The organism is Halorubrum californiense DSM 19288 (assembly GCF_000336875.1).
Taxonomy (GTDB): domain Archaea; phylum Halobacteriota; class Halobacteria; order Halobacteriales; family Haloferacaceae; genus Halorubrum; species Halorubrum californiense.
Map to the genome: position 1 here is coordinate 102342 of NZ_AOJK01000008.1, position 25018 is coordinate 127359.

Consider the following 25018-nt stretch of genomic DNA (forward strand, 5'->3'; position numbering starts at 1 on the left):
TGGCGGCGGCGGTCGAGACGCGCCGACCACCGGCGGTCAGCCGCCGACGCTGCGCATCCGCTCGGGGACGACCGTTCGCTCCGCGAGCAAGACGACGAGAGTCCCGAACCCGACCCCGACGACGAAGCCCGGGCCGAACGGGAACAGGTGCGGCGCGAACGCGAGCGCGACGCCGAGCCAGCCGATCGCGAGGAGGATCGCAGCGCCCGCGGCGACGTACGCGACCGTCTCGTACCGGTCCGCCGGCAGCCAGTCTCGGGCGAGCCACGCGGCCGGGCCGACGAGGAGGGCGGTACAGGTCGTCCACGCGACCGCGACCCCCCACGGCCGCGGGTCGGCGTCGTAGAACCCCGCCGCGGCGAACGCGCAGACGAGGCCGACCGCGACGTACTGGACGATCCGTTGGTTGCGAGTCGGCTTCTCGGAGGGCATAGGCCCGGATCGCGAGCGCGGCGGCATAACCGATCCGGGCCGCGGGCGGACCCGGCCGTTCCGCACGCTTTTCCCCTCTCGGCCGACTACGGAGGGTAACATGACCGATTCGCCCGCGTCGGCCCGGGGGTCGCTCCCGGCCGACCCGAACGACCTCTCCGTCACCGTCGTCGACGGGTACGTCGACGAGCCGGCCCACTTCGGCGTCCCGCCGTACCTCTCGACGTACCCCCGGTACACGGCGGGCGCGCTCGTCGACGCGGGCGTCCCCGAGTCGCAGATCACCTACCACACCATCGACGAACTCCGCGACGACCGGAGCAAGCACGCCGACGTCGCGGACGCCGATCTCATGGTGTACGTCGGCGGGATGACGGTGCCCGGGAAGTACGTCGGCGGCACCCCCGCCGAGCCGGACGAGGTTCGCGAACTCGGCTGGACCGCGGACGGCGTGACGCTGCTCGGCGGCCCCGTGCGCTTCGGCGTCGGCGAGGAGAACGCGGGCGCACAGGAGACGCAGCGAGACGACCTCGACTACGACTTCGTCGCGATGGGCGACGTGGAGGCCGCGGCCCACGACCTCGTCCGCGAGGGGCTCGAAGGGTACGGCAACCGAATGCGGACGAACGAGGAGGTCGACCGATGGGCCCGGCAGGGGGCGTTCGTCGTCGAGCAGCACCCGAACCACCCCGACTATCTCATCTGCGAGATGGAGACTTCCCGCGGGTGCGCGTATCGCTGCTCGTTCTGTACGGAGCCGCTGTACGGCGACCCGGCGTTCCGCGCGGCGCGGTCGGTCGTCGACGAGGTCGACGCGCTCTCGAATCGCGGTGTCAGACACTTCCGGCTCGGGCGCCAGGCCGACATCCTCGCGTTCGGCGGCGACGGCGAGGCACCGAACCCCGACGCCCTCCGGGAGCTGTACGGCGGGATCCGCGAGGTCGCGCCCGACCTCCGGACGCTCCACCTCGACAACATGAACCCGGTGACGATCACGGACTACCCGGAGGCGTCCCGGGAGGCGATCCGCGTCATCGCCGAGCACAACACGCCGGGCGACACGGCCGCGTTCGGGCTCGAGTCGGCCGACCCGGTCGTCCAGGAGGAGAACAACCTCCTCGTCACCGCCGAGGAGTGCCTGGAGGCCGTCCGCGTCGTCAACGAGGAGGGCGGCTGGCGGCCGGGCGACGCGCCGGAGACGACGCCCGGCGACACGAGTCGCGTCATCGGCCCCTCCACCGGGCCGGACGCCTCGCCGCGGCTGCCGAAGTTGCTCCCCGGGATCAACCTCGTCCACGGGCTGACCGGCGAGCGCCCGGAGACCTACGAACACAACAAGGCGTTCCTCCAGACGGTGTACGACGAGGGACTGATGCTCCGCCGGATCAACATCCGGCAGGTGATGGCGTTCGCCGGCACCGAGATGGCCGAGACGGGCGCCGAGGTCGCACAGGAACACAAAGACCAGTTTCAGGCGTACAAGCGGGAGGTGCGCGAGACCATCGATAACCCGATGCTCGACCGCGTCGTGCCGCCGGGGACGGTCCTGCCCGACCTCCACCTCGAATACCACCAGGACGGCAAGACATTCGGGCGCCAACTCGGCACCTACGCGCTCCTCGTCGCGGTGCCCGGCGAGCGCGAGCTCGGCACGACCATCGACGTGGCGATCACGGACCACGGCTACCGCTCCGTCACGGGCGTCCCGTACCCGCTCGACGTCAACGCGGCCTCGATGGACGAGCTGACTGCGATCCCCGGGATCAATCGGAGCCGGGCCGGAGATATCGTCGTCGGCCGCCCCTACAACTCGGTCGACGCCGTCGACGCGGGGGTCGCCGACCTGGCAGCGTACGCGGTCGCCGGCGACACCGACGTGCCGATCCCCGGCCGCGACCGAGCCGGTTCGGGGCCCGGTCCGGCCGCCCGCTCACCGCTCGGGCGCGGGGACTGATCGATGGGAGCCGACGACGCGGCATCGGACGACCGCGGCGACGCCGACCGACCCGTGGCCCCCGCGGTCACCCGCGTCGAGGTCCCCGTCGACACGCGCGCGCCGGGCGGGACCACGAACGCCTACCTGCTCGACGGGCTCCTCGTCGACCCGGCGGCGCGGACCGACGCGCTCGACGCGGCGCTCGCGGAGCGCGGGTCGGCCGACGCGGCCGCCCCCGCGGTCGAGGCCGTCGCTGTCACCCACGCCCACCCGGACCACGTCGGTGCGGTCGCGGACTACGCCGCGCTGACGGACGCGACCGTCGTCGCGCGCGAGGGCCACGCGGACCGGTTCGCCGCGGCCGCCGGAGTCGACCCCGACGAGACGGCGGCGCCCGGCGAGACGGTCGGCGACACTGCGGTCCGCGTCGTCGACACGCCGGGACACGCGCCGGATCACGTCGGGTTCGCGGCCGGTGATCCGGAGACCGGACCCGAGCGGTCGGTGCTGTGCTGCGGCGACCTCGCCGTCGCCGAGGGGAGCGTCGCGGTCGCCGCGCCGGAGGCGGACCTCTCCGCGTACGTAGCGAGCCTCGAACGCGTGCGCGACGCCGGCTACGACCGACTGCTCCCCGGGCACGGGCCCGCGATCGACGACCCGACGGCGACGTGCGACCGGCTGATCGATCACCGACTGGACCGCGAGCGCGACGTGATCGCCGCGATCGACGGCGGCCCGGCCGACCTCGACGCGGTCGTCGACGCGGCCTACGAGAAGGACGTTTCTGAGGTTCGGGACCTCGCGCGGGCGACGGTCGCCGCGCACGTCGAGAAGTTGGTCGCGGAGGGCCGGATCGACGAGGCGTGGCGCGCGCGGTTGGCGGAACGCGGGCTCGACTGACCGCGTCGCGCTCGCCGCCCCGGCCGCCTCCGTGGCGCTCTCGCCCGTCGAACGCCCCTACGGCTCCGCTTCCAGCTCCGCGACGACCTCGGACAGCGGCGTCTCCGTCGCGTCGACGAAGCGGCCGCCGGCGGCGACGATCCCGCCGTCGGTCTCGGGGTCGTCGCCGACGTGGACGAGCGCGGGCGTGGACGTGTCGAGCGCCTCGGCCGCGGCCTCGAACGCCGAAGGGTGGGGCTTGCGCCAGCCGCAGCCGACGCTCGTCGTGACCGCGTCGAACTCGCCGCGGAGGCCCGCGCGGATCAGCGTCCGCGGGACGAGTTCGGGCACGGCGCAGTTCGAGAGCAGCCCCACCGGCCCGCGTTCGCCGGCACCGCGGACCGCGTCGAGCGCGCCGTCGCGTCGGGTGACGTCGGGGTCGAACGCCGCGATCACGGCGTGTCTGGCGACGTTCTGGGGCGCGTCGACGCCGCGGGAGTCGAGCGCGCGGGCGACGTGGGCGGGGAGGGGAACCTCGGCGCCGGCCGGCGCCTCGACGTGTTTCTCGCCGTACGCGACGTGCCAGTCGTCGGGGACCGGCACGTCGCGGGACTCCAGTTCGCGCGCGACCGCTTCCGCCGGGTCGGACGGGTACTCGACGTCGACGAGGGTCCCGAAGAGGTCGAAGGTGACTGCCACGATACCCTTCATAGGGGCAAACCCGGATTGAAGCTGTCGGTCGGGGAGACGCCGCGAAACGCGGACAGTTCGCGACGGCGCCGCGGTCAGAACAGCGAGCCGAAGTGGAGCGTGAACAGCCGATACAGCCCGGTCACCCACGCGCACAGCCACAGGATCATGAAGCCGGCGACGCCGGCGCGGAGCCGCTTCCGCCAGTGGCCCATGTCCTCGTGGATCTCGTCGATGTCGACGTCGAGGTCCTCGTAGGCGTCCGCGTTCCGCTTCGCTTGGAAGATACGCACGATTCCGGTGAGCGCGAACGCCAGGAGGGCGTACGCCTGGACGCCGAAGAACGCGTGGAGGATCGCCATCCCGCTCACCTGTTCGAGGACGCGCGGGATCATCCACGTGACGATCGGTGTCGTCGTGAGGACCAGCCCGACGACGATGTACCGCAGGTGTCGCATCAACACGTTCCACGACACCGTCTCCGCGTCGATCATGATCCAAGCCCCGTACAGCAAGAACGGGAAACTCGCCGTCACGGACAGCCCGGCGAGCGCCGCGATGACCGACTCGTCGACCATGCGAGCGGCTACGTGCTCCGCCGCGTAAAGCCCCGCGATCCGCGTCCGGCGGTGCGGTCGCCGGGCGTCGGATCTCCCGAGCCGGTCGTCCGGCGCGGACGAAAACAGTTAGCGTCAGGAGCACGTAGCGCCGGGGTGATGGAGGACACCTCGACGCGGTCGGAGTCGGAGTCGCCGCCGGAGGAGTCGGCCGATCCGGCGTCCGACGGTCCGGACGACCCCACGTCAGTCGACGACGGCGAGTCCGCGGCGGGCGAGGACGACGAGTCCGGAGCGGTCGACACGGACGGGACCCGGGAGGACGAGACCGACATCGAGGCCCTCCGCGAGCGCGTCGAGTCGGAGTACGACTTCGACGACTTCGGCCCGTCGGACATGGCGCAGATGAGCGCCGAGGAGTGGGACGCCGCGTTCGACCCCGACACGTGGATCACCGGCGACCGGCTCCTCGACCGGGTCGACGCCGAACTGAAGTCGCGGATCGCGACCCGCGACGTGTTCGGCGTGTTGGAGCGCGTCCGCGAGGACGGCGAGGAGCGCATCCTCGTCTACTCCGACGAGGGGTACGCGATCATCCGCCCGACCGGCGAGGTGCGCGGTGAGGGGACGGTGCTGCGGGACATCGAGCCAGTCGTCGCGCTCGCGGCGATGGAGTCGTACGAGGTACCCGAGCCGCCGGAGGACTGGTCGCTCCCGCACCCGGACAGCGTCCCGGAGGGCTCCGGTGAGTTCGGGAACCTCGTGATACAGGCCGTCGCCGCTATTCAGGTGCTCGCCGGCGCGGCGCTCCTCGTCGCGAGCGCCGTGGCCGACCTCGGGACCATCGTCGCGCCGACGATGGGGATCGTCTTCCTCTTGGTCGGCGTCTTCCTCTTCGCGATGGTGGCGAACGCGCGGCTCTCCGACCGGTTCCGCTCGGAGGAGTACCGGGACCGGCTGCGCGCGCTCCGGGAGGCGAAACAGCGCCCCGAGTTCGTCCCCGTCGAGGACGGCGTCGCGGCCGACGAGGACGCCGACGCAACCGAGCGTGACCGAAAGGAGTAATCCGACGATTTCGACGGTTTCAGACCCCGAAGCCTCCTCCACGTCGGCGGTTTCAGTCGGTGGGTTTAAGCGAACCCCGTCCCGAGTGAGACTGTATGAAAAGGCGGGACTTCGTGCGGACGGCCGGCGGCGCGACCGCCGCCGTCGCGGCCTCCGCCGGGGCGACCGGAACGGTGGCCGCACAGGAGGTACAGCCCGACTGGCCGAGCGGGGCAGCCGACGGAAACGTCGGGTCGTACACCGACGCCCGCGGCCAAGACTCGGTGACCATCTCGGTCGGCGCCGGCAGCAACGGGCTCGCGTTCGACCCGACGCTCGTCTGGGTCGACGAGGGGACGACCATCGTCTGGGAGTGGACCGGTAACGGCGGCGACCACAACGTCCAGACGGTCGAGGACGGCGGTCCGGCCGCCCTCGACAGCGGCAACCCCGTCGGCGAGGAGGGAGCCACCTACGAGTACGAGACGTCGAGCGAGGACGCCGGCATCACCCACTACCACTGCGTCCCCCACACCGCGGTCGGCATGCACGGCGGCATCGCCGTCGGCGAGGACGTCGCCACCGTTGAGGTCGGCGGCGGTGCCAACACCGGGTGGCCCGAAGACATCGCCAAGGTAGGCGTCCCGCTCCACGCCCACTGGGTCGGTATCTCCGCGATGCTCGGTATCGGGATGACGTTCGTCTTCACGTTCTACATGCTCAAGTACGGCGAATCCGCCCACACCGGGCATGGTGCAAGATGAGCTCCGGAAACTCCTCGTACGGCGACATCCACCGGTACGAGCCGGCCCGCGAGAGCACCGCCGCCGCGATCGCGATCGTCCTGCTCACCGTCATCGAAGTCGTGTTCGTCGCGCTGTTCACCTACGGACTGATGTCCGCGTGGGCGTCGACGGAGGCGGGGAACATGTACGTCGGCGCGCTGCTGGCCTTCATCTTTATTGATCTCGCGTTCATCCTACTCCTGTACCGGAAGGAGTTCCTTCCAGACGTGATGATCGTGAAAAAGCGTCGCCGCAAGTGGGAGGACCTGTATGTCCGCGAAGAGGACAAGGAGGGGAAGGGCATCGACACCGGCGGCCTCGCAGACACCCTGAAGCGTGCGGTGTACCCGTACTACAAGAAGTGATTCGACAATGAGTCTGAAAAAACAAGACGACATGGACCACAACGCGTGGCTCAAGAGTCAGGACCTCACGGCCATCGAGACGGCGTTCCTGACCACGCTCATCTGGCTGGACAAGCGGCTCCGCATCGTCGACTACCTCGAGCTGCTGGAGACGATGTACTACCGCGCGAACCTCCAGATGCCGAAGAGCCACACCGAGCAGTACGACCTCGACAACAAGTTCTGGTACTGGTACCCGCTGTACTCGCTCGGGTCCCTCTCCATCATCGCGTACCTGCTCGCGGCGGTGTCCGGCGCGCTGCTCGGGTTCTACTACGCGCCGTCGACCGCGGGCGCGGCGGCGCAGGGCGACCCGACCGCCGCGTACGACTCGATGGTGATGATCATGAAAGACGTCCAGTTCGGCTTCATGCTCCGGTCGATCCACCGCTGGGCGGCGCAGTTCATGGTGGCCGCGGTGTTCCTCCACATGCTGCGCGTCTACTTCACCGGCGCGTACAAGGAGCCGCGGGAGGTCAACTGGATCCTCGGCGTCGTACTCATCGCCCTGACGCTGCTGTTCGGCTTCTCCGGGTACGTCCTCCCGTGGAAGCAGCTGTCCTTCTGGGCGGCGCAGATCGGCGTCGAACTGGCGCTCGCGACGCCGATCATCGGCGAGTGGGCGGCACAGCTGCTGTTCGGCGGCTTCACCCTCGGACAGGCGACGCTCGTGAGAATGTACATCCTGCACGTGTTCGTGCTGCCGTTCGTGGTCACCGCGCTCATCGCGATCCACGTCGGCATCGTCTGGGTGCAGGGCATCGCGGAGCCGCACTAATCCAATGACCGACGACACCACACCCATGACCGACGGAGGCACCGACGACGAGGCGCGGACCGACGGCGGTCCGCCGGCGACGGTCCCGCCGGACGACGAGACGCCGACCTGGTCCGAGCGGAAGGAGCACAGCCAGGGGCTCGCACAGCTCACCTACCAGTACTTCGAGCGCTCCCGGCGCGAGGACGAGGACCTCCGCACGGAGTCGACGTACGTCGAGCGCGACGTGCTGGGCTTCCCGACGTGGCCCCACGAGACGATCCGCAACCTCGCGATCACCTCGTTCTTCCTCGGGATGATCCTCCTCGTGGCTTCGATCCTTCCGTCGCACTTCGGCGACCCGGCGAACCCCGGTTCCACGCCGGCGATCATCCTGCCCGACTGGTACCTCTACTGGTCGTTCGGCCTGCTGAAGCTCAGCCCGATCAACCCCGAACTCGCGGTGTTGGGCGGTAACATCATCGTGTCCAACGAGCTGTACGGGCTCATCGCTCACGGCGCCATCTTCGGCGTCATCACGCTCGTCCCCTTCCTCAACAAGGGTAACGCCCGGCGCCCCGTCGAGGAGCCCGGGTGGGCCGCGCTCGGCGTGACCGGCGTCATCCTGGCGATCACGCTGGCGGTACTCGCCATCCAGAACTTCTTCCCGGTCCCGCTCGAGCTGCTGTTCTCGCTCGTGTTCATGCTCCCGGTCGCGGGCGGTGTGATCACCTACGCGGTGCTGAAGACGATGCGCGAGGGGTACATGTACGACCTCAACCGCCGGTACTACATGCTGCGGCCGCCGAAGTAAGCGGCTGACCCTCGCACCCCCGACCGGAGCGCGGTCGTATTCCCCGCCCACCGTTCCGACGCCCCGTATCACCCATGTCATCCTCAACAGACGGCGACGCCTCGCAGGCGTTCGACGAGACCGGCGATCCGATCGCGGCCGACGACGACGCTGACCCGCGAAACGAGCCGACGGGCCCGCGAGACGGGCCGAGCGGCCGGGAGGTCGTCGTCCCCTTCCGGCTGTACAAGGCGGTCACCGTCTTCTCGACGCTCGCCGCGGTCGTCACCTACTTCGTCGGGTTCACGCTCATCGACGCCGCGACGCTTCAGATAAGCTTCGTCCGGACGACGATCGTCTACCTGCTCGACAGCGCCGGAATCTTGCCGCCGGAGGACGTGCTCGTGGCGGTGCTGGCGATCACCGGCGTCGGCTTCATCGTCCTCGGGACCGCCGTGTACGTCCTCGGGACCCGGTTCCGCGGACAAGGGATGGGAAAGTCTCAAGACGACTCCAGCGAAACGTGAGATAATGGCAGACGAGTTCATGAAGGGCTTCGCCCTGTTCACGATCGGCGGTCTCGGGTGGATCACCTTCGGCGGCTGGTACCGGACGCCGTCGTACTACCAGGTGTCACAGCTCGTGAACCCGGCGGAAGGCGTGAACACCGCGTACGGCGAGGTCGGCCTGTTCGCGGGCGACATGTTCTTCTGGCTGATGATCCTCGGCGCGCTGACGTTCTGGGTGCTCATCCCCGGCAGCCGGCAGCTCCGCGACGCCCTCAACGGAGACGAGGACGCGGCCGCGAACTGAACGCACCCCTCTCGTCTCGCTTTTTCCGTTCGTTCCGTCCGCCGAGAGCGACGCCGGCGGTCCCGCCGACGAACCGAGAGCTTTTCACCGCCGCTCGCCCCAGCCTCGCGCATGAGTGAGCCGACGCGCCGCCTCGCGGTTCTGGGCGGCGGCGACCCGGCGGCGGCGATCCGGTCGGCGGTCGACAGCGCGGCCGCCAGTCTCGTCGACCGCGCCGAGGCGGACGCGGTCGTCGCCGTCGGGGACGCCGCACTCCGGGAGGCGATGCTCGCGGCCGCGGGCGAGGACGGCCGTTCGGTTCCGATCCTCCCGGTCGGAGACGGCCGTCACGCGGTCGCCCCGGACCTCGCGGCCGACCGCATCGCTGCCGCCGACGGGGCGGGCGGATCGGCGAGCGCGGTCGACGGGTTCTCTCGCGTCGCACACCCGGTGTTGGCGGTCGACGGCGCCGGCGACGGTCGGAGGCGGTTCGCGGCCGCGGACGTCGCCTTCGTGACGGCGGAAGCGGCCCGCATCTCCGAGTACGGGATCGCGTTCACCGACGGGGAGTCGGTCTCGGTGCGCGCTGACGGCGCCGTGATCGCGACGCCGCTCGGCAGCGACGGCTACGCGGCGGCGGCCGGCGGGCCGGTCGTGTCGCCCGGCGGCGGCCTCTCCGTCGTTCCCGTCTCGCCGTTCACGACTCGCCCCGACACGTGGGTGGCGAGCGGGGGCGTCCGGGTCACGGTCGAGCGCGAGGAGGAGCCGGTCGCGTTGGTCGTCGACGGCGATCGCCGCGGGACCGTCGAGCCGCACCGCACGGTCGGCGTCGAGGTCGCGACGACGGTCGACCTCCTCTCGGCGACGGCGGAGTGAGGCCACACCCCCACGCACCTCGGCGGCCGCGACCCCGTCGCGAGCGCGCCGATCGGAAACACTCTAATACGTCGTGAACGGAAGTGGTGGATATGGACCCACTGCAGTTCCTCGTTCCCCTCGGCTGGCTGTCGGCCGTCGGGCCGGCGCTGCCGTACGCGATATTCGTGATGACCGTCGGGAACCTCGCGACGCGGCACCTCGCGCACAGACGGCACGTCGAACAGGGACAGGACGCCGACAGCGTGGATGCGTACACGCCCCACGTGTTCACCAACGTCGGGCTCGTCCTCCTGTCGTTCGTGTTCATCCTCGGCTCGCCCGTGAGAGGGACGATCCTGTCGATACTCGTGCTGGCGATGTTCATCGCCGACTTCTTCGAGCTGGAGGCGCGCAACGTCGAGGCCCGCAACGACATGGAGATCGAGGCGCCGAAGAGCTCGATCGCCGCCTCGCTCGTCGTGCTTGTGTGGACGTCGTACTTCGCGCTGTTCTTCGTCATCGAAGGGATCTGGAACCAGTTCGTCGTCGCCTGACGGCCCAGATCCCGACCGCGGTTTCTCTCTCCGCTCGCCGCTCAGAACGTCCAGTCGCCGGTGAGCTTCATCCCCGTCGCCTTCCCCTCGGCTTCGAGCGCCGCCGCGATCTCGTCGGTGTTCCGGCGCGGGATCGACGCGTCCGCCTCGGCGAGGTCGACGACCAGTTCCGTGAGGAGGATCGCCTGCTCCCGGAGGTTCCGCGACTCCAACTTGTCGAGCGTGTCGGCGTGGGTGTGGCCCCAGCCGCGGCCGCGCCCCTCGGTCTCGCCGGAGATCATGTATCCGGGGATCCCCCGCTTCACAAACGGCCAGTGGTCGCTGTGAGGGACCAACTCCGCACCGGTCGAAATCGGGTGGTCGAAGCGGTCGCTCACGCGCTCGGCGGCCGTCGCCAGCGCGTCGAAGTCGTGGTGGTCGAGCCGGAGCGTCCGGCCGAACACGTTGCTGTCGACGTTGACGACGGCGCGGACGGCTTCGGGGTCGGCCGCTTCGGCCGCCACCGACGAGCCGACGAGCCCGACCTCCTCGGCGCCGAAGGCGGCGAACCGCACCCGCACGTCGAGTTCGTCTTCGCGCGCCGCGAGCGCCCGCGCGACCTCGACGATGGTCGCCGTTCCCGCGCCGTTGTCCATCGCGCCCTCCGCGAGGTCGTGCGCGTCGACGTGCGAGGAGACGATCAGGTGTTCATCGGTGTCGGGCCCCAGCTCGGCGACCGCGTTCCCGCTCGTCGTCGTCGGCGTCTCGCAGTCGACCGCGACGGTCACCTCGTCGCCCTCGTTGCGCCGCGCGAGCCGGGCGCCGGTCTCCTTCGAGACGCCGACCGCCGGGATCGCACCGATCGGCGCGTCCGCGGTCCCGACGCTCCCGGTCGGCGGGAGCGTCCCCTCGACGTGGTTCGCGAAGACGAAGGCGGCGGCGCCGGCGTCAACCGCGCGGTAGTACTTCTCCCGGCGGTGGATGAAGCGGTCGACAGAGTCGGGCGTGTCCGACGAGACCATCACGACCTTCCCCGCCACGTCGGCCTCGAAGTCCTCGGGAACGCCGTACGAGAGGTCGACGAACTCGCCGGTCGCCTCGCCGCTCGGGCTCCGCGGCAGCGCGATACACTCGTTCGGCCCGACCGCGAGCGGCTCGTCCGTCGCGGCCTCGCGGACCGCGCTGTCGCCGCGCTCCCAGCCCTGAATCTCGAACTCCTCGATCGCCGCGTTGCGCGCGCCGGCGTCGGCGAACGCGTCGCGCGTCAGCTCCAGCGCCTCGTGCTCGCCCGGTGAGCCGGCCATCCGGTCGCCGACGTCGACCAAGTCGAGGAGGTGGTTCCAGCCCGCGTCGCTCGTGAACGTCTCGCCGATCCAGTCGGTCATGGGTACGGGTGTCGCGGCCGCCGGTCAAGCGTTTCGGTGGCGGCGGGGGCGGCCGGAAAGCGAGCGGCGGGAGAAAACGGAACCGGGCGGCGGGGGAGGACAGAACCTGGTGACGCGGAGAAGCCGATCAGACCGGGACGAGCGGCAGGAGGGCCGTCGCGGCCTCGGCGGCCGCGAACGTCGAGTCGTACAGATGGTTGAGGAGAAGGTAGGTGACGACCCCGAGGACGAGCGAGAGGATCCACGCGCTCGCCGCGATCCGCCCGACGCGCCGGTGGGGCGTCTGGGTCCGGAGCTCCTGCGTGGTGTGCGTGAGCCCGAGGACGATGGCGTAGAGGACGACGGGCACGGAGACGACGGAGAGGACGATGTGGATCGCGAGCATGAGCAGGTACGCGGGGTACACCCAGTCCCACAGCGGGACCCACGCGTACGCCGAGTCCAGCACGAACTCCTTGGTGCCGCCGCCCGCGACCTTCGGGAGGTACATCCCGAGGAACAGGAGAATGAGGCCGAACGAGGTCGTCATCGCGACGGCGTGTTTCCGCACCTCGTCGTTGCGGATCCAGTACCAGCCGAGCGAGAGGGTGATCACGGTGACCGTGTTGACGGCGGCGATGGCGTGCGCGAGCAGGTTCACCGTCCCCTGCGTGAGCGTCGGGAACAGCGCCTGAAACTCGGGGACGAGGAACACGCCGCCGACGGCGCCGTAGCCGACGAGGGTGAGGAGGACGGTTATCGCGGTGGCCCGCTCTTTGGCCCGCTCGCGAACGCTGGCGGTGGACATATCGGGTGTAGCCTCGGGAGCGTTATTGGCCTTTCGAGGGCGGACGCCGTCGCCGGAAGCGGGCGTCGACTCCGCGGCCGCTCACTCGTCGATGACGCCCGTCGCGGTCGCGACCTCTATCGCGGCCTCCTCGTTGATCCCGCCCTGGAGGATGGTGTAGCGGTCGCGGATCTCGTGGGCGCTCGTCAGGGCGGCGAGCAGCTCCGCGTCGTCGATTCCCAGCTCGCCCGCCGTCGTCGGGGCGTCGAGCTCGGCGAGCGCGTCGCGGATCGCGCCCCAGCGCCCGTTCTCGCCGCTGTGGAGGTACTCAGTCATGATCGAGGCGACGCCGACCTGATGGCCGTGGAGCGCCTTTCCGGGGGCGATGCGGTCGAGCTGGTGGGAGATGAGGTGTTCGGCGCCGGAGGCGGGCCGCGAGGAGCCCGCGATGGACATCGCCACGCCGGAGGAGACGAGCGCCTTCACGACGACCCACGCCGACTCTTCGAGCCCCGGGCGGATCATGTCGGCGTTCTCGACGAGCAGCTCCGCGGTCATCTCCGAGAGCGCGCCCGCGTACTCGCTGTACTCGACGTTGCGCAGGCGGCGGGCGAGCCGCCAGTCCTTCACCGCGGTGTAGTTGGAGATGATGTCGGCACAGCCCGCGGTGGTGAGCCGCCACGGCGCCTCCGCGAGCAGCGTCGTGTCCGCGACGACGGCGAGCGGCGGGTCGGCGGCGACCGAGTGGCGCGTGTCGCCCTCGGGGATCGACGAGCGCCCGGAGACGATGCCGTCGTGGGAGGCGACGGTCGGGACGGAGACGAAGCCGACGTCGAGGTGGTCGGCGGCCATCTTCGCGATGTCGATCGGTTTCCCGCCGCCCAAGGCGATCAGGTAGCCCGGGTCGACCGCCTCCGCGGTCTCCTTCAAGTCCTCGACCGCGGCGAAGGAGGCGTCCTCGACCACGGCGGTCGCGGGGTCGTCGAACTGCGCCCGGACGCGGTCGCCGGCGATCTCGTTCGGCGTCGGGCTCGTCACGATCAGCGGCCGCCCAGTCAGGTAGAGTTCGCCGACCGCCTCCCCGAGGTCGTCGATGACGTCGTGTCCCACGAGGACGTTCCGCGGGAGCTTGATCCACGTCGTCTTCTCGAACATACGGGTCGGTCGCGCCGACGGGTCAAAGCCGTTGTCCATGCGGGTCGCGCTCCGCCCGGGCAGTGTGCGCCAGCGGACGCGGGCGACCGATTCGGGCGCGCCAGCTACGCGACGAGCGCCGCCAGCGTCGTCGCGGCGTCGTAGAGGAAGTAGACGCCGGAGCCAGCGAGCACGACCGCGGAGGCGACGGCGACGAGCGGCGCGAACGTCTCGATCCGGCGCTCGGCGGCGACGAGACCGGTCGGGAACCCCGTAACCCAGGTCAACACGCCGAGGAAGAACCCGCCGATGAGCGCCGGGGAGCCGGTGGCGACCACGAGCGTCCCGGCGAGGTCCGCGCCGACGACCGGGAGCCGGGCCAGCACGTCGAGTTCGCCCGGCTGGAGCAGGCCGACGCCGATCGTCAGCCAGAACAGCACTTGGTACGGGTTCGTTAAGGCGAGCACCAGCGCCTTGCGGAACCCCTTCCCCTCCGCGGCGATCGGCTTCTCACCCGAGGTCGGGCGGAACGACGCCCGCGCGCCCCGCGCCGCGCCGACGGCGAAGTACAGCATCAGGACGCCGCCGACCGCGACCATCGCGCCCTGTAACAGCGGGAACGACTCCACGACCGCGACGACGCCGACGTACGCGAGGAGGAAGAAGATCGCGTCGGCGGTCGCGGCGCCGAGCCCGGCCCGGAAGCCGGCGAAGCGGCCGCGGAGGACGGCCTCCTCGGCGATCACCGCGTTCATCGGACCGGGCGGCGCCGCGAGCGCCAGGCCGAAGACGACGCCCGCACCGAGCGTAGCGAGGGTACTCACACCGCCCCCAACGCCGTGTTTCGTGAAAAACCTCGCGACAGAGGGGCGGTCAGTAGCGCTCGGTTCCGGGACGTGTCCCCGAGATCGACGCATCGACGGACAGATCCGGACACCGGCGAGCGCGGCGGGACGGCGTGTTTCGATCCAGTCGACGCCCCGGCTACGCGTCTTGGAGTTCCGCGTCGCGGAGCGCCTCGTTGAGGTCCTCGCGGACGCGCTCGCCCGTCTCGCGGTCCATCGCCGTGGTGACGATCCGGTTCTCCTGAACGCTGGAGCCGTCGCGCAGCAGGAGCCGGACGTTCCCGTTCGTCCCCGCGCGCGTCGCCTTCGCGCGGAGACCCGTCCGTGACCCCGTCCCGCCGGCGTCGATGGGGCCGGGAACGATCTTCTTGACGTGCGGATGTTCCGCGACCGTCTGGACGGCCTTCCGTCCCTTGCGGTCGCCGATGAGCGTGGAGTGCGACCCGCCGATCTTCTCGCGCGGCGGGGTCTCGACCACCGCCAGCGACCGGTCCCCCCGGCGGTCGAGCACCCATTCGACGACCGGGCTCACGTCCGTCTCGCGGTCGTCGTCCCGAGAGTCGTCCGCTGCCGCGTCGCCACCTCGACCGCTCCCGCTCGCGCCGCCGTCGGGGACGCGGTAGAACTCGTGGTGGAGCTGCGCGCGCGTCTCGCGGAGCGGCTCGCGCTCGCCGGCGGCGTAGACGGTCTCGGGGCGCTTCCGCCGGATCTCGTCGGCGACGCGGCCCGCGAAGTTCCGCAGTTGAACCTCGCTCAGCCGCTCGCCCTCCTCCGGGCGCGTGGTGACCGTCGTCTCGCCGACCACGTCTTCCTCGCGGAGCAATGTCAGGTGCGCGCGGTCCGTCTCGAACTCGGCGACGACCGCGTCGGCGTTGGCGGTGTTGCAGGTCAGACAGTAGTCCCCCGGCTTCTCTATCGGGGTGCCACACCGCCGGCAGTTCATACCGGTCAGAGGGCCGTGTCGGGTAAAAGGGCGTCCGTTCGGCGTCCGATCGGCTCCGCCGAAGCGCGATTCGCGATCGCCTCCGCGATCCGGAGCGACAGGTTATAACCCGCTCCGACCTCCGTACGGGGCATGGACGGAGACCGACGCCGCGACGACGACGGCTCCGAGGCGGACGTCGGTGACGCGGAGCCCGAGGATCTGAGCGACAGGCTCGACGCCGTCGAGGACCGACTGACGGAACTGGTCCGCGACGGACGGCTCAACGCGCTCGTCGCGTGGGCGATGATCGCGGTCCTGACGGGCGTCCTCGTCGAGAGCGTGTTCGACTACGACCTCCTGTCGGCGGCGATCGTCGTCGGCCTCGGTGCGGTCGTGCTCGCGCCCACGGCCGCGGCCCGGGACTGGCGGGCGATGCTCCCGGCGGAGCTGGTCGGCCTCGCGCTCCTGCCGATACTGGTCCGCGTGGTCTTCGGCGGCGAACTGGGCACGTTCGCGACGTACGTCGCCATCGCGGGGCTGGCGCTCGTCGTCGCCGCCGACCTCCACATGTTCACGACGCTGCGGCTCACGCACTGGTTCGCGGTCGTTTTCGTCGTGATGGCGACGCTGGCGACGGCGGCGGTGTGGACGGTGCTGCGCTGGAACCTCGACCAGCGCGTCGGCACCGAGTACCTGACGACGAACGACGCGCTGATGATCGAGTGGCTGTACGTCACGCTGGCTGGACTCGCGGCGGGACTCCTCTTCGACGGCTACTTCCGGCGGCGCGGCCGGCGCCTCCGCCGAGTCATCCGGCAGGTGATGCGGCGATGACGCTGCTCCCCCGTCCCTCGCTCACGTCGCAGCGGCGGCTCACGGGCGCGATGCAGGTCCTGCTCGTCGGGATCATCGCGTACGGCTTCCTCGCGGGCGAGCAGAAGGCGATAAGCAACGGGATCATCGCCTTCCTCGTCACGCTGGTCCCGGCGGCGCTGGAGCGCCGGTACGACCTCCCGCTGGACCCGTGGCTCGCCCTGTGGATCACGATGGCAGTGTTCCTCCACACGGTCGGGTCGGCCGGGTTCTATCAGCGAATCGAGTGGTGGGACCACATGACGCACGCGCTGTCGGCCTCGCTGGTCGCCGCGGTCGGATACACCACGCTGCGGGCGGTCGACCTCCACAGCGACGGGATCCGCATCCCGGCGCGGTTCGCGTTCGTCTTCATCGTCCTCATCGTCCTCGCGTTCGGCGTGCTCTGGGAGCTGTTCGAGTTCGGCCTTGATATCATCGCCACCGAGACGGGAATCGACATGCCGCTCGCGCAACACGGGCTCGACGACACGGTGCTCGATCTCATGTACAACACGGCGGGCGCGGTCCTCGTCGGCCTCTTCGGACAGGCGCACCTCACGGGCGTCGCGGAACTGGTCCGAGACCGACTGCTCGGGAGCGCGGCCGAGTAGCGACCCGGACGCGGGTCGGCGGCGGCAGGTCGCTCAGTTCAGGCAGGTCGCTCAGTTCAGGCAGGCCGCCACGACCCGGAGCGCGGCCTCACCCCGCACCTCGTTCGCGAGCAGCGGCACCCGCTTCACCTCGCGGCCGCGGAACAGGTCGGTGGCCTCCCGGAGCGCGTTCTGTTGGACCTCCCAGCGGCGCGCGCAGAACTCGCAGGTGTCGGGGTTCGGCTCGACCACCCAGTCGGGATCGATCTCGGGCCCGTCACCGCCGGTCACGTCGCCGACGCCCTCCATCACGCGGTTGACGACGAGCGTGTCCACCGGAATGCCGAACTCGTCGAGGCGCGCGACGAGCCGCTGGGACTCGACGACGCTCATCTCCTCGGGGATCATCACGACCCGGAAGTCGGTCTTCGCGGGGTCGCGCAGGACGGCCCGCAGGCGCTCGATGCGCTCGCGGAGCTCTTCGAGGTCGGCGGAGGGGTCGGGGTCGTCGTCGCCCCCGCCGAACATCCCCTTGATCCCGTCCATCATCCCGGAGAAGCGCTGGCGGAGCTTCATCACGCGCCCGAGCATCGAGTCCATGATCTCCGGCAGCTGGAGCAGCCGAAGGGTGTGGCCCGTCGGCGCGGTGTCGACGACGACGCGGTCGAACCGCGGGTCGTCGAGGTACTCCAGCAGCTGGCGCATCGCCGCCGCCTCGTCGGCGCCGGGCATCGTCCCGCCGAGCAGCCCGCCGAGCCCCTCTCCGTCTTCGCCCTCGGCGCCGCCCATCGGTCCCTCGCCGCCCATCCCGCCCATCGCGTCGCCCATCTCGCCGAGCCCCCCGAGCGGGTCGCCGTCGGCCCCGAACATCCCCTCGTCGACCGCGGCGTCGGGGTCGATCTCGGCGGCGTACAGGGGCACGTCCTCGCGGATACGCGCCGGTTCGGCGGGGATCTCGGTCTCGTAGGTGTCGGACAGCGAGTGGGCGGGGTCGGTCGAGACGACGAGCGTCCGGACGCCGCCCGCGGCCGAGGCGAGCCCCGTCGCGGCCGCCATCGTCGTCTTCCCGACGCCCCCCTTCCCGCCGTACAGCACGTAGTCGGGCGCGTCGACGCCCGCGGGCAGGTCGGCGAGGTCGTCGTCGATGGTCAGCGCCTCGTCCGTCTCCGCGGGTTCGACGGTGGTGTCCTCGTCGCTCTCGTCGACCCGGTCGACCGGTTCGACGTCGATGTCGTCCATGGGTGCGTGTCGTCTCGGCGGGCTTGTGTACCCGTCGGTCCCGATAGGACGCGATCGCTGTAGTGACGCGATTCGAGTTTCCAGCCGGTCAGCCATGCGTGTTCGATTACGGATCGACGGTGACCACCGCCAAAGCCCCAGCCGCGAGGGCGCGGTACGCTCGTTGCGCTCCTCAGTCGCTCGCGTTGCTCGCTCCTTGCGGTGCTCCCGTCGCCTACCGCGCCCTCGCGGCTGCCCCTTTGAGCCCGCCCGACCGCACAGCACCGCAGCCTCATACCTCCCCAGCCTCGTCGGTCGCCGTCGCTTCGCTCGGCGACCGACTCCCTCGCGCGTGCTGTCGCCGGCGCGAAGCGCCGGCTTCCAGAGGGACCTTCGGTCCCTCGCGGCTCGGCCGCAGGGCGGCCTCGCAGGCACGCGCCACCGCACCGCCGTTCGGTATTAGAGGTTACTCGTCCGCGCCGTCGCGCTCGACGTCCATCCCGAGGTCGGCCATCGCGTCGAAGAAGCCGGGGAACGAGACGTCGACGTGTTCGGCGCCGCGGACGGTCGTCGTCCCCTCGGCGGCGAGCGCGGCGACGGACAGCGCCATCACGATCCGGTGGTCGCCGCGGCCGTCGACGGTGGCTCCCTTGAGATCGCTCTGGTCACCGTGGATCGTGAGCGCGTCCTGCTCCTCGGTGGCCTCGGCGCCGAGTTTCTCGAGTTCTTCGGCCATCGCGGAGACGCGGTCGGTCTCCTTGTAGCGGACGTGCTCGCAGTTCTCGATCCGGGTGTCCCCGTCGGCGACCGCGCCGAGCGCGGCGATAGTCGGGAGCAGGTCAGGCGTGTCGCCCACGTCGACCGTGACGCCGGTGAGGTCGGCGCGCTCGACCGCTATCTCGCCCGCCTCGCGGTCCCAGTCGACCGGCGCACCCATCTCCTCGACGACCTCGACGATCGCGGCGTCGCCCTGCGCGCTCGGCCGGGCGCCCTCGATCCGGACCGCCTCACCGGGCGCGGCCGCGACGGCGCCCGCGCCGAGCAGGTACGAGATGGAGGAGAAATCGCCCGGGACCGCGTACGTCCCGCCGCTCGGCGCGTACGTCTGTCCGCCCGGGACGGAGAATCCCGCGGCGCCCGCGGCGCCGTCGAGGGGGTCGCCCGCGTCGTCGATCGGGGTCGTCTCGACGCCGAAGTCGGCGAGCAGTTCGAGCGTGATGTCGACGTACGGCGCCGACTTGAGGTCGGTCGTGAGGGTGACCTCAATCCCCTCGTCGGTGACCGCGCCGGCCATCAACAGCGCGGTGACGTACTGCGAGGAGACGTCGCCCGGGATGGCGACCTCGCCGCCCGCGAGCGGGCCGGCCACGACGAGCGGCGCCTGTCCGTTCGACCGCGTGGATTCGGCGCGCGCGCCGAGGCCGCCGAGCGCGTCGAGGAGCGGTCCCTGCGGGCGCGAGCGAAGCGAGTCGTCCCCGGTGAGAACGGTCGTGCCGTCGGCGAGCGCGGCCGCGGCGGTGACGAGCCGCATCGTCGTCCCCGAGTTCGCGCAGTCGATCACGTCGTCCGGGACTCCGGGACGGCCGCCGAACCCCTCGACCGAGAGCGCATCGGCGTCGGCGAGGTCGGGGCCAGCGGGGTCGTCATCGGCACTCGCCGCCGCGCTGTCACCCGCCTCGGCGGCGGGCGCGACGGCCCCGCCGAACGCCGCGACGGCGCGGCCGGTCGCTCGCGTGTCCGCGGAGATCAGCGGCGATTCGACGGTCGCGCCGTCGCTGTACCCCGCGGCGAGCAGCGCGCGGTGGGTGTAGCTCTTCGACGGCGGCGCGCGGGCGGTCCCCCGGAGGTCTGAGCCCGTGACGTGAACGTCCATACTCCTTCCTGCCGGCCGCGGCGACAAGTCGGTACCGACCGCGGCACGATTGCGGCCGGGGGCGGCCGGCGGGCGGTCGACGCGCGTCCGTCCCCGACGCGGCGCCGCGGCACACCCTTTATACCATCGGGAGCGTTAGCGTCGCCTATGCCCCAGTGTGAGATGTGTGGCGCCGAGGAGGCCTCGCTGACGACGACGAAGGTCGAAGGCGCCGAACTGGAGCTCTGTAGCTCGTGTACGGACTTCGGCACCGAGGTCCGCGACGAGTCGACGGGCTCCGGCGGCGGCAAGTACTCCACCAGTTCCAGCACCGGGAAGTCGTCCTCGTCGTCCGGGTCGTCCGGCTCGTCGAGCGGCTCCGGGAGCTCCGGCGGCTCGACCCGTCCCCGCGACATGTTCGACGACATGGACGAGATCGCCACCGACTACGACGAGCGGATCCGGGAGGCGCGGGAGTCGCGCGGGCTGAGCCAAGAGGAGCTGGCCGACCAGCTCAACGAGAAGGCGAGCCTCATCCGGAAGCTCGAACGCGGCGACACGCTCCCGACCGACGAGGTCCAGCGCAAGCTCGAACGCGCGCTCGACATCTCGCTGGTCGAGGGACAGTCGTCCGACGACGCCGACTGGGAGACGAGCGACGCGGGCACGATGACGCTCGGCGACGTCGTCAAGCGGAAGGAGTAAACTACCCTACCCTACTTCGCTCACTCCGTTCGCTCCTCGAGGTCGGAGGCTCTACCTCGAAAATGCTGACGCGTCCGCTCGGCGCCCTGCCCGACCCCACCTCATTTTTATCGCCCACGCACTCTCTCAGACGCGCCGCCGGATTCCGACCAGCAGGACTGCGATCAGTCCGAAGGCGACGAACGAGCGGTTCGGAATCGTGAGCCCGAGGGCCGGGGTCTGCCACTGGACGGTCGCGCACGGACCGCCGACAGTACACGTCGTCAGTGTCGCCTGAAGGTACGAGTGATAGGCGGCGAGACTCCCCCCGAGAACCGCGAGCGGTAGCGCCGTCCGGACGACCTCGGGGCGTCCCTCGATCGCCGCGACGGCCAGCACCACGACGAGCGGGTACATGGCGATCCGCTGGTACCAACACAGATCGCAGGGCGTGAGCCCGGGTCCGAGGCTGAACCAGAGGCTCCCCGCCGTCGCGACGGTCGCGACGAGGGTGGCGGCCGACAGACGGTCGGTCGCGGGCGAGTCACGCCGGCTCGTCGCCGCCCGCCTGTGCCGTGGCCCCGTAGCGGTCGGTCAGGTACTCGATGATGTAATCGACCGTCTCGGGGTCGTAGCTCCAGAAGCCGAAGAACTCGCCGGGCGCGCGCTCCTCGGCGAGCAGCGCGCACTTCGCGTCGTCGTAGCCGCCCCCGTCGTACGCGACGAACCACGTCTCACGGATCTCAGCGGTCTCGCCCACGTGGACCGTGTAGTGGTCGACATCGGGCGACTCGCCCTCGTTCGCGGCGTACGCGTGGACGTCGAGCCGGTCCTTCCCGCCGAGCAGGTCGTAGGTGTCCGCCTCGCCGGTGAGCACGTCAAGCGTCTGGAACCCCGCGTGGAGTTCCCCGTCGCCGACCCGCCAGGCGCGGTCCTCGATCTCCCGCGACGCGGCGACCATGTCCTCGCGAGAGTAGGAGGTGAACATCGTCTCGTCGAGGTGGTCCAACACCGGTCGCCCGACGCGGGCCCCGCTTGCGCCCGCGCCTCTCGGATCGTCGTCCCCGTCCTCGTTCCCTTCTCCCGCGCCCTCCGGCCCGTCACCGGCGGGCCGCGACAGCAGGTCGTCGACGGTCACGGCCGTGACGAACTCACCGTCACGCGCCAGCACGGCGAACCCCTGCGGCCCGGGGGCGGTCTGGTCGTCGACGATCCGGACGTTGCGGTCGGCGAAGTGTTCCCGGAGTTCGTCCGTCACCGCCGGATCGGCGTTGAAGACGGTCAGCGTGGCCTCGTGCGCCTCCACGCCGGCGATTAGCTCGATGAGGGACATCCCTTGCCCGGACCCACAACAGCGGGGTATAAGGTCGTTTCTGCTCCCGAAACCGCGACCGCCCCGCGGAACCAGGTTCGCAGGGGTCCCGCGAGCGATCGATGCGACCGGGGAGAGCCGCAGGAACGGGGACCACCGAGCGGCGCGCCGCGAAGCATGAAACTATTTGCGCCGCGCCGCCCGAGAAGGGGTATGTTCATCCTGGTGAACCTCAAGGCGTACCCGTGCGATCCGATCGAGGTAGCGACCGCGGCCCGCGACGTCGCCGAGGCGTCCGGCGCGCGGATCGCCGTCTCGCCGCAGGCGGCCGACGTCGCCCGCGTCGCGGACACCGGCGTCGAGACGTGGGCGCAGCACGTCTCGCCGAACGCGCACGGCTCGCACACGGGGTCGACGCTCGCCGAGGCCGTCGCCGACAACGGCGCCGAGGGCACGCTGATCAACCACTCCGAGAACCGGCTGAAGCTCGCCGACATCGACGGCTCCGTGCGCGCCGCCGAGCGCGCCGACCTGGAGACGATCGTCTGCGCGAACAACCCCGCGCAGGTCGGCGCCGCGGCCGCGCTCGGCCCCGACGCGGTCGCCGTCGAACCGCCTGAACTCATCGGCGGCGACGTCTCCGTCGCCACCGCTGACCCGGGGATCGTCGAGGACGCGGTCGCGGCCGCCGAGGCCGTCGACCCCGCGGTCGACGTGTTCTGTGGCGCCGGCGTCTCGACCGGCGAGGACGTGTCGACCGCCGGCGACCTCGGCGCCGCCGGGGTCCTGCTCGCCTCCGGCGTCGCGAAGGCCGACGACCCCGAGGCCGTCCTCGAAGACCTCGTGAGCGGGGTCTGAGGACGGAGTTCGGGACCGAGAGCGCAACGCGGGCCGGGGTGCGGCCGCGAATCGCCGCTGCGTTTGCGGATCTGTATAAAGACACCGATGTGATCGACTCACACGATCGGGAAATCGCACGACGGCAGCGGTCTGCTTCTCGGCGTTGGATGGCATCATCTAGTAACCTTTAACCGAAACAAGCCGCTACATTTGTCCAAGATGGCGAGCAACAAGATTCTCGGTATCGACCTCGGTACCACCAACTCCGCGTTCGCGGTGATGGAGGGCGACGAGCCCGAGATCATCGCCAACGCCGAGGGCGACCGGACGACGCCCTCGATCGTCGCGTTCGCCGACGACGGCGAGCGTCTCGTCGGGAAGCCGGCGAAGAACCAGGCCGTCCAGAACCCCGACCGCACGATCCAGTCGATCAAGCGGCACATGGGCGAGGACGACTACACCGTCGAGATCGGCGACGAGGAGTACACTCCGGAGCAGGTCTCGGCGATGATCCTCCAGAAGATCAAGCGCGACGCCGAGGAGTACCTCGGCGACGACGTCGAGAAGGCGGTCATCACCGTCCCCGCGTACTTCAACGACAAGCAGCGGCAGGCGACCAAGGACGCCGGCGAGATCGCCGGCTTCGACGTCGAGCGCATCGTCAACGAGCCGACGGCCGCCTCCATGGCGTACGGGCTCGACGACGAGTCCGACCAGACCGTCCTCGTGTACGACCTCGGGGGCGGCACGTTCGACGTGTCAGTCCTCGACCTGGGCGGCGGCGTCTACGAGGTCGTCGCCACGAACGGCGACAACGACCTCGGCGGCGACGACTGGGACGAGGCGCTCATCGACCACCTCGCCGACGAGTTCCAGAACAACCACGGGATCGACCTCCGCGACGACCGGCAGGCGCTCCAGCGGCTGAAGGACGCGGCCGAGGAGGCGAAGATCGAGCTGTCGAACAAGAAGGAGACCACGGTCAACCTCCCGTTCGTCACCGCGACCGACAGCGGCCCGGTCCACCTCGAACAGTCCGTCACCCGCGCGACGTTCGAGAACCTCACGTCGGACCTCATCGAGCGCACCGTCGAGCCGACCGAGCAGGCGCTCGCCGACGCCGACTACTCGAAGTCGGACATCGACGAGGTCATCCTCGTCGGCGGCTCCACCCGGATGCCGCAGGTCCAGGAACAGGTCGAGGAGCTCGTCGGGCAGGAGCCGAAGAAGAACGTCAACCCCGACGAGGCGGTCGCGCTCGGCGCGGCGGTCCAGGGCGGCGTGCTCTCCGGCGACGTCGACGACATCGTGCTGCTCGACGTGACGCCCCTCTCGCTCGGTATCGAGGTGAAGGGCGGGCTCTTCGAGCGGCTCATCGAGAAGAACACCACCATCCCGACCGAGGAGTCGAAGGTGTTCACCACGGCCGCTGACAACCAGACTTCCGTCAACGTCCGCGTCTTCCAAGGCGAACGCGAGATCGCCGAGGAGAACGAGCTGCTCGGCGCGTTCCAGCTGTCGGGCATCCCGCCGGCGCCCGCCGGCACCCCCCAGATCGAGGTCTCGTTCAACATCGACGAGAACGGCATCGTCAACGTCGAGGCCGAGGATCAGGGCTCGGGCAACGCCGAGTCGATCACCATCGAGGGGGGCGTCGGCCTCTCCGACGACGAGATCGAGGAGATGCAAGAGGAGGCCGAGAAGCACGCCGAGGAGGACGAGGCCCGCCGGGAGCGGATCGAGGCCCGCAACGAGGCCGAGGCGACGATCCAGCGCGCCGAGACCCTCCTCGAAGAGAACGAGGAGGAGCTCGACGACGACGAGATCGTCGCCGACATCGAGGCAGCCATCGAGGACGTCGAGGACGTCCTCGAAGACGAGGACGCCGACACCGACGAGATCGAGTCCGCCACCGAGGCGCTCACCGAAGAGCTCCAAGAGATCGGCAAGCAGATGTACGAGGGGCAGGCCGCGCAGGCCGGTCCGGGCGGCGCGGGCGGTGCCGGTCCCGGCGGCATGGGCGGCGCCGGCGGTCCGGGCGGCGCTGCGGGCCCCGGCGGCGCCGGTCCCGACGGCGACGACGAGGAGTACGTCGACGCCGACTTCGAGGACGTGGACGACGACGACGAAGAGTAACCCCAGCGGACCCGAC

28 protein-coding genes are annotated in these 25018 nt (G+C 70.6%); 16 read left to right on the plus strand and 12 right to left on the minus strand.

Features of this window, described 5'->3' with window-relative positions:
- Positions 1–36: 36 nt before the first annotated feature.
- Positions 37–432: a hypothetical protein gene (locus C463_RS00875; RefSeq protein ID WP_008440224.1), complete on the minus strand. Its 396-nt coding sequence runs from the start codon at positions 430–432 to the stop codon at positions 37–39.
- Between the two features lie 100 nt (positions 433–532).
- Between C463_RS00875 and C463_RS00880 the strand changes: the two genes are divergently transcribed.
- Together C463_RS00880 and C463_RS00885 are read left to right on the plus strand one after the other, a co-directional pair.
- Positions 533–2386: a radical SAM protein gene (locus C463_RS00880; protein WP_008440230.1), complete on the plus strand. Its 1854-nt coding sequence runs from the start codon at positions 533–535 to the stop codon at positions 2384–2386.
- Between the two features lie 3 nt (positions 2387–2389).
- Complete coding sequence (locus C463_RS00885) at positions 2390–3268, plus strand: MBL fold metallo-hydrolase (RefSeq protein ID WP_008440231.1); 879 nt, start codon at positions 2390–2392, stop codon at positions 3266–3268.
- A gap of 57 nt (positions 3269–3325) precedes the next feature.
- Here C463_RS00885 and C463_RS00890 read toward each other — a convergent pair whose 3' ends face one another.
- A complete protein-coding gene (locus C463_RS00890) occupies positions 3326–3946 on the minus strand; it encodes an HAD family hydrolase (RefSeq protein ID WP_049905369.1) in 621 nt (206 codons plus the stop codon).
- A gap of 86 nt (positions 3947–4032) precedes the next feature.
- A complete protein-coding gene (locus C463_RS00895) occupies positions 4033–4515 on the minus strand; it encodes a DUF7321 family protein (protein ID WP_008440233.1) in 483 nt (160 codons plus the stop codon).
- Positions 4516–4653: 138 nt separating this feature from the next.
- Here C463_RS00895 and C463_RS00900 point away from each other — a divergent pair, with 138 nt between their 5' ends.
- From C463_RS00900 to C463_RS00940, 9 genes are all read left to right on the plus strand, one after another.
- Entirely contained in the window at positions 4654–5559 is a 906-nt protein-coding gene (locus C463_RS00900) for a DUF7319 domain-containing protein (protein ID WP_008440234.1), read from the plus strand.
- Between the two features lie 95 nt (positions 5560–5654).
- Complete coding sequence (locus C463_RS00905; protein WP_008440235.1) at positions 5655–6302, plus strand: halocyanin domain-containing protein; 648 nt, start codon at positions 5655–5657, stop codon at positions 6300–6302.
- Positions 6299–6688: a DUF7318 family protein gene (locus C463_RS00910; RefSeq protein ID WP_008440240.1), complete on the plus strand. Its 390-nt coding sequence runs from the start codon at positions 6299–6301 to the stop codon at positions 6686–6688. Before C463_RS00905 ends, C463_RS00910 begins: the two co-directional genes overlap by 4 nt.
- Before the next feature lie 7 nt (positions 6689–6695).
- A complete protein-coding gene (locus C463_RS00915; RefSeq protein WP_008440242.1) occupies positions 6696–7505 on the plus strand; it encodes a cytochrome b in 810 nt (269 codons plus the stop codon).
- Positions 7506–7509: 4 nt separating this feature from the next.
- A complete protein-coding gene (locus C463_RS00920) occupies positions 7510–8298 on the plus strand; it encodes a cytochrome b (RefSeq protein WP_049905361.1) in 789 nt (262 codons plus the stop codon).
- A 74-nt stretch (positions 8299–8372) separates the two neighbouring features.
- Positions 8373–8804: a DUF7315 family membrane protein gene (locus C463_RS00925; protein WP_008440244.1), complete on the plus strand. Its 432-nt coding sequence runs from the start codon at positions 8373–8375 to the stop codon at positions 8802–8804.
- Positions 8805–8808: 4 nt separating this feature from the next.
- The gene (locus C463_RS00930; protein ID WP_008440245.1) at positions 8809–9090 is read left to right on the plus strand and encodes a DUF7314 family protein; all 282 of its coding nucleotides are present in this window, start codon (positions 8809–8811) and stop codon (positions 9088–9090) included.
- Positions 9091–9201: 111 nt separating this feature from the next.
- The gene (locus tag C463_RS00935; RefSeq protein ID WP_008440247.1) at positions 9202–9945 is read left to right on the plus strand and encodes an NAD(+)/NADH kinase; all 744 of its coding nucleotides are present in this window, start codon (positions 9202–9204) and stop codon (positions 9943–9945) included.
- Positions 9946–10037: 92 nt separating this feature from the next.
- Complete coding sequence (locus tag C463_RS00940) at positions 10038–10481, plus strand: DUF7313 family protein (protein WP_008440250.1); 444 nt, start codon at positions 10038–10040, stop codon at positions 10479–10481.
- A gap of 41 nt (positions 10482–10522) precedes the next feature.
- Here the strand turns inward: C463_RS00940 and C463_RS00945 are convergent, their stop codons facing one another.
- The 5 genes from C463_RS00945 to C463_RS00965 form a co-directional block, all read right to left on the minus strand.
- Positions 10523–11845, minus strand: a complete 1323-nt coding sequence (locus C463_RS00945; RefSeq protein ID WP_008440251.1) for a M28 family peptidase — start codon at positions 11843–11845, stop codon at positions 10523–10525.
- 127 nt (positions 11846–11972) lie between these two features.
- A complete protein-coding gene (locus tag C463_RS00950) occupies positions 11973–12632 on the minus strand; it encodes a DUF420 domain-containing protein (RefSeq protein WP_008440252.1) in 660 nt (219 codons plus the stop codon).
- Between the two features lie 81 nt (positions 12633–12713).
- The gene (locus C463_RS00955; protein ID WP_008440253.1) at positions 12714–13766 is read right to left on the minus strand and encodes an NAD(P)-dependent glycerol-1-phosphate dehydrogenase; all 1053 of its coding nucleotides are present in this window, start codon (positions 13764–13766) and stop codon (positions 12714–12716) included.
- A 104-nt stretch (positions 13767–13870) separates the two neighbouring features.
- On the minus strand, positions 13871–14569 hold the full coding sequence (locus tag C463_RS00960) for a LysE family translocator (protein WP_008440254.1): 699 nt from the start codon (positions 14567–14569) through the stop codon (positions 13871–13873).
- A gap of 160 nt (positions 14570–14729) precedes the next feature.
- On the minus strand, positions 14730–15533 hold the full coding sequence (locus C463_RS00965) for a DUF2103 domain-containing protein (RefSeq protein ID WP_008440255.1): 804 nt from the start codon (positions 15531–15533) through the stop codon (positions 14730–14732).
- A gap of 132 nt (positions 15534–15665) precedes the next feature.
- On the opposite strand from C463_RS00965, the gene C463_RS00970 reads away from it, so the two are divergent.
- The gene (locus tag C463_RS00970) at positions 15666–16349 is read left to right on the plus strand and encodes a hypothetical protein (protein ID WP_008440257.1); all 684 of its coding nucleotides are present in this window, start codon (positions 15666–15668) and stop codon (positions 16347–16349) included.
- The gene (locus C463_RS00975) at positions 16346–16981 is read left to right on the plus strand and encodes a hypothetical protein (protein ID WP_008440271.1); all 636 of its coding nucleotides are present in this window, start codon (positions 16346–16348) and stop codon (positions 16979–16981) included. Before C463_RS00970 ends, C463_RS00975 begins: the two co-directional genes overlap by 4 nt.
- Positions 16982–17032: 51 nt before the next feature.
- Here C463_RS00975 and C463_RS00980 read toward each other — a convergent pair whose 3' ends face one another.
- Together C463_RS00980 and aroA are read right to left on the minus strand one after the other, a co-directional pair.
- Entirely contained in the window at positions 17033–18199 is a 1167-nt protein-coding gene (locus C463_RS00980) for an ArsA family ATPase (protein WP_008440272.1), read from the minus strand.
- Positions 18200–18644: 445 nt separating this feature from the next.
- Positions 18645–20051 (minus strand): 3-phosphoshikimate 1-carboxyvinyltransferase, encoded by a 1407-nt coding sequence (gene aroA, locus C463_RS00985; RefSeq protein WP_008440273.1) that lies wholly within the window; start codon positions 20049–20051, stop codon positions 18645–18647.
- A gap of 147 nt (positions 20052–20198) precedes the next feature.
- On the opposite strand from aroA, the gene C463_RS00990 reads away from it, so the two are divergent.
- A complete protein-coding gene (locus tag C463_RS00990; protein ID WP_049905363.1) occupies positions 20199–20735 on the plus strand; it encodes a multiprotein bridging factor aMBF1 in 537 nt (178 codons plus the stop codon).
- A 126-nt stretch (positions 20736–20861) separates the two neighbouring features.
- Here the strand turns inward: C463_RS00990 and C463_RS00995 are convergent, their stop codons facing one another.
- Complete coding sequence (locus C463_RS00995) at positions 20862–21239, minus strand: disulfide bond formation protein B (RefSeq protein WP_049905364.1); 378 nt, start codon at positions 21237–21239, stop codon at positions 20862–20864.
- A 19-nt stretch (positions 21240–21258) separates the two neighbouring features.
- The gene (locus tag C463_RS01000) at positions 21259–22047 is read right to left on the minus strand and encodes a DICT sensory domain-containing protein (protein WP_008440276.1); all 789 of its coding nucleotides are present in this window, start codon (positions 22045–22047) and stop codon (positions 21259–21261) included.
- Between the two features lie 192 nt (positions 22048–22239).
- Between C463_RS01000 and tpiA the strand changes: the two genes are divergently transcribed.
- Together tpiA and dnaK are read left to right on the plus strand one after the other, a co-directional pair.
- Positions 22240–22884 (plus strand): triose-phosphate isomerase, encoded by a 645-nt coding sequence (gene tpiA / locus C463_RS01005; protein WP_008440277.1) that lies wholly within the window; start codon positions 22240–22242, stop codon positions 22882–22884.
- A gap of 201 nt (positions 22885–23085) precedes the next feature.
- Positions 23086–25002 carry a molecular chaperone DnaK gene (gene dnaK / locus C463_RS01010; RefSeq protein WP_008440278.1) on the plus strand — a complete coding sequence of 639 codons (1917 nt, stop codon included), beginning with the start codon at positions 23086–23088 and terminating at the stop codon, positions 25000–25002.
- Positions 25003–25018 lie beyond the last annotated feature (16 nt).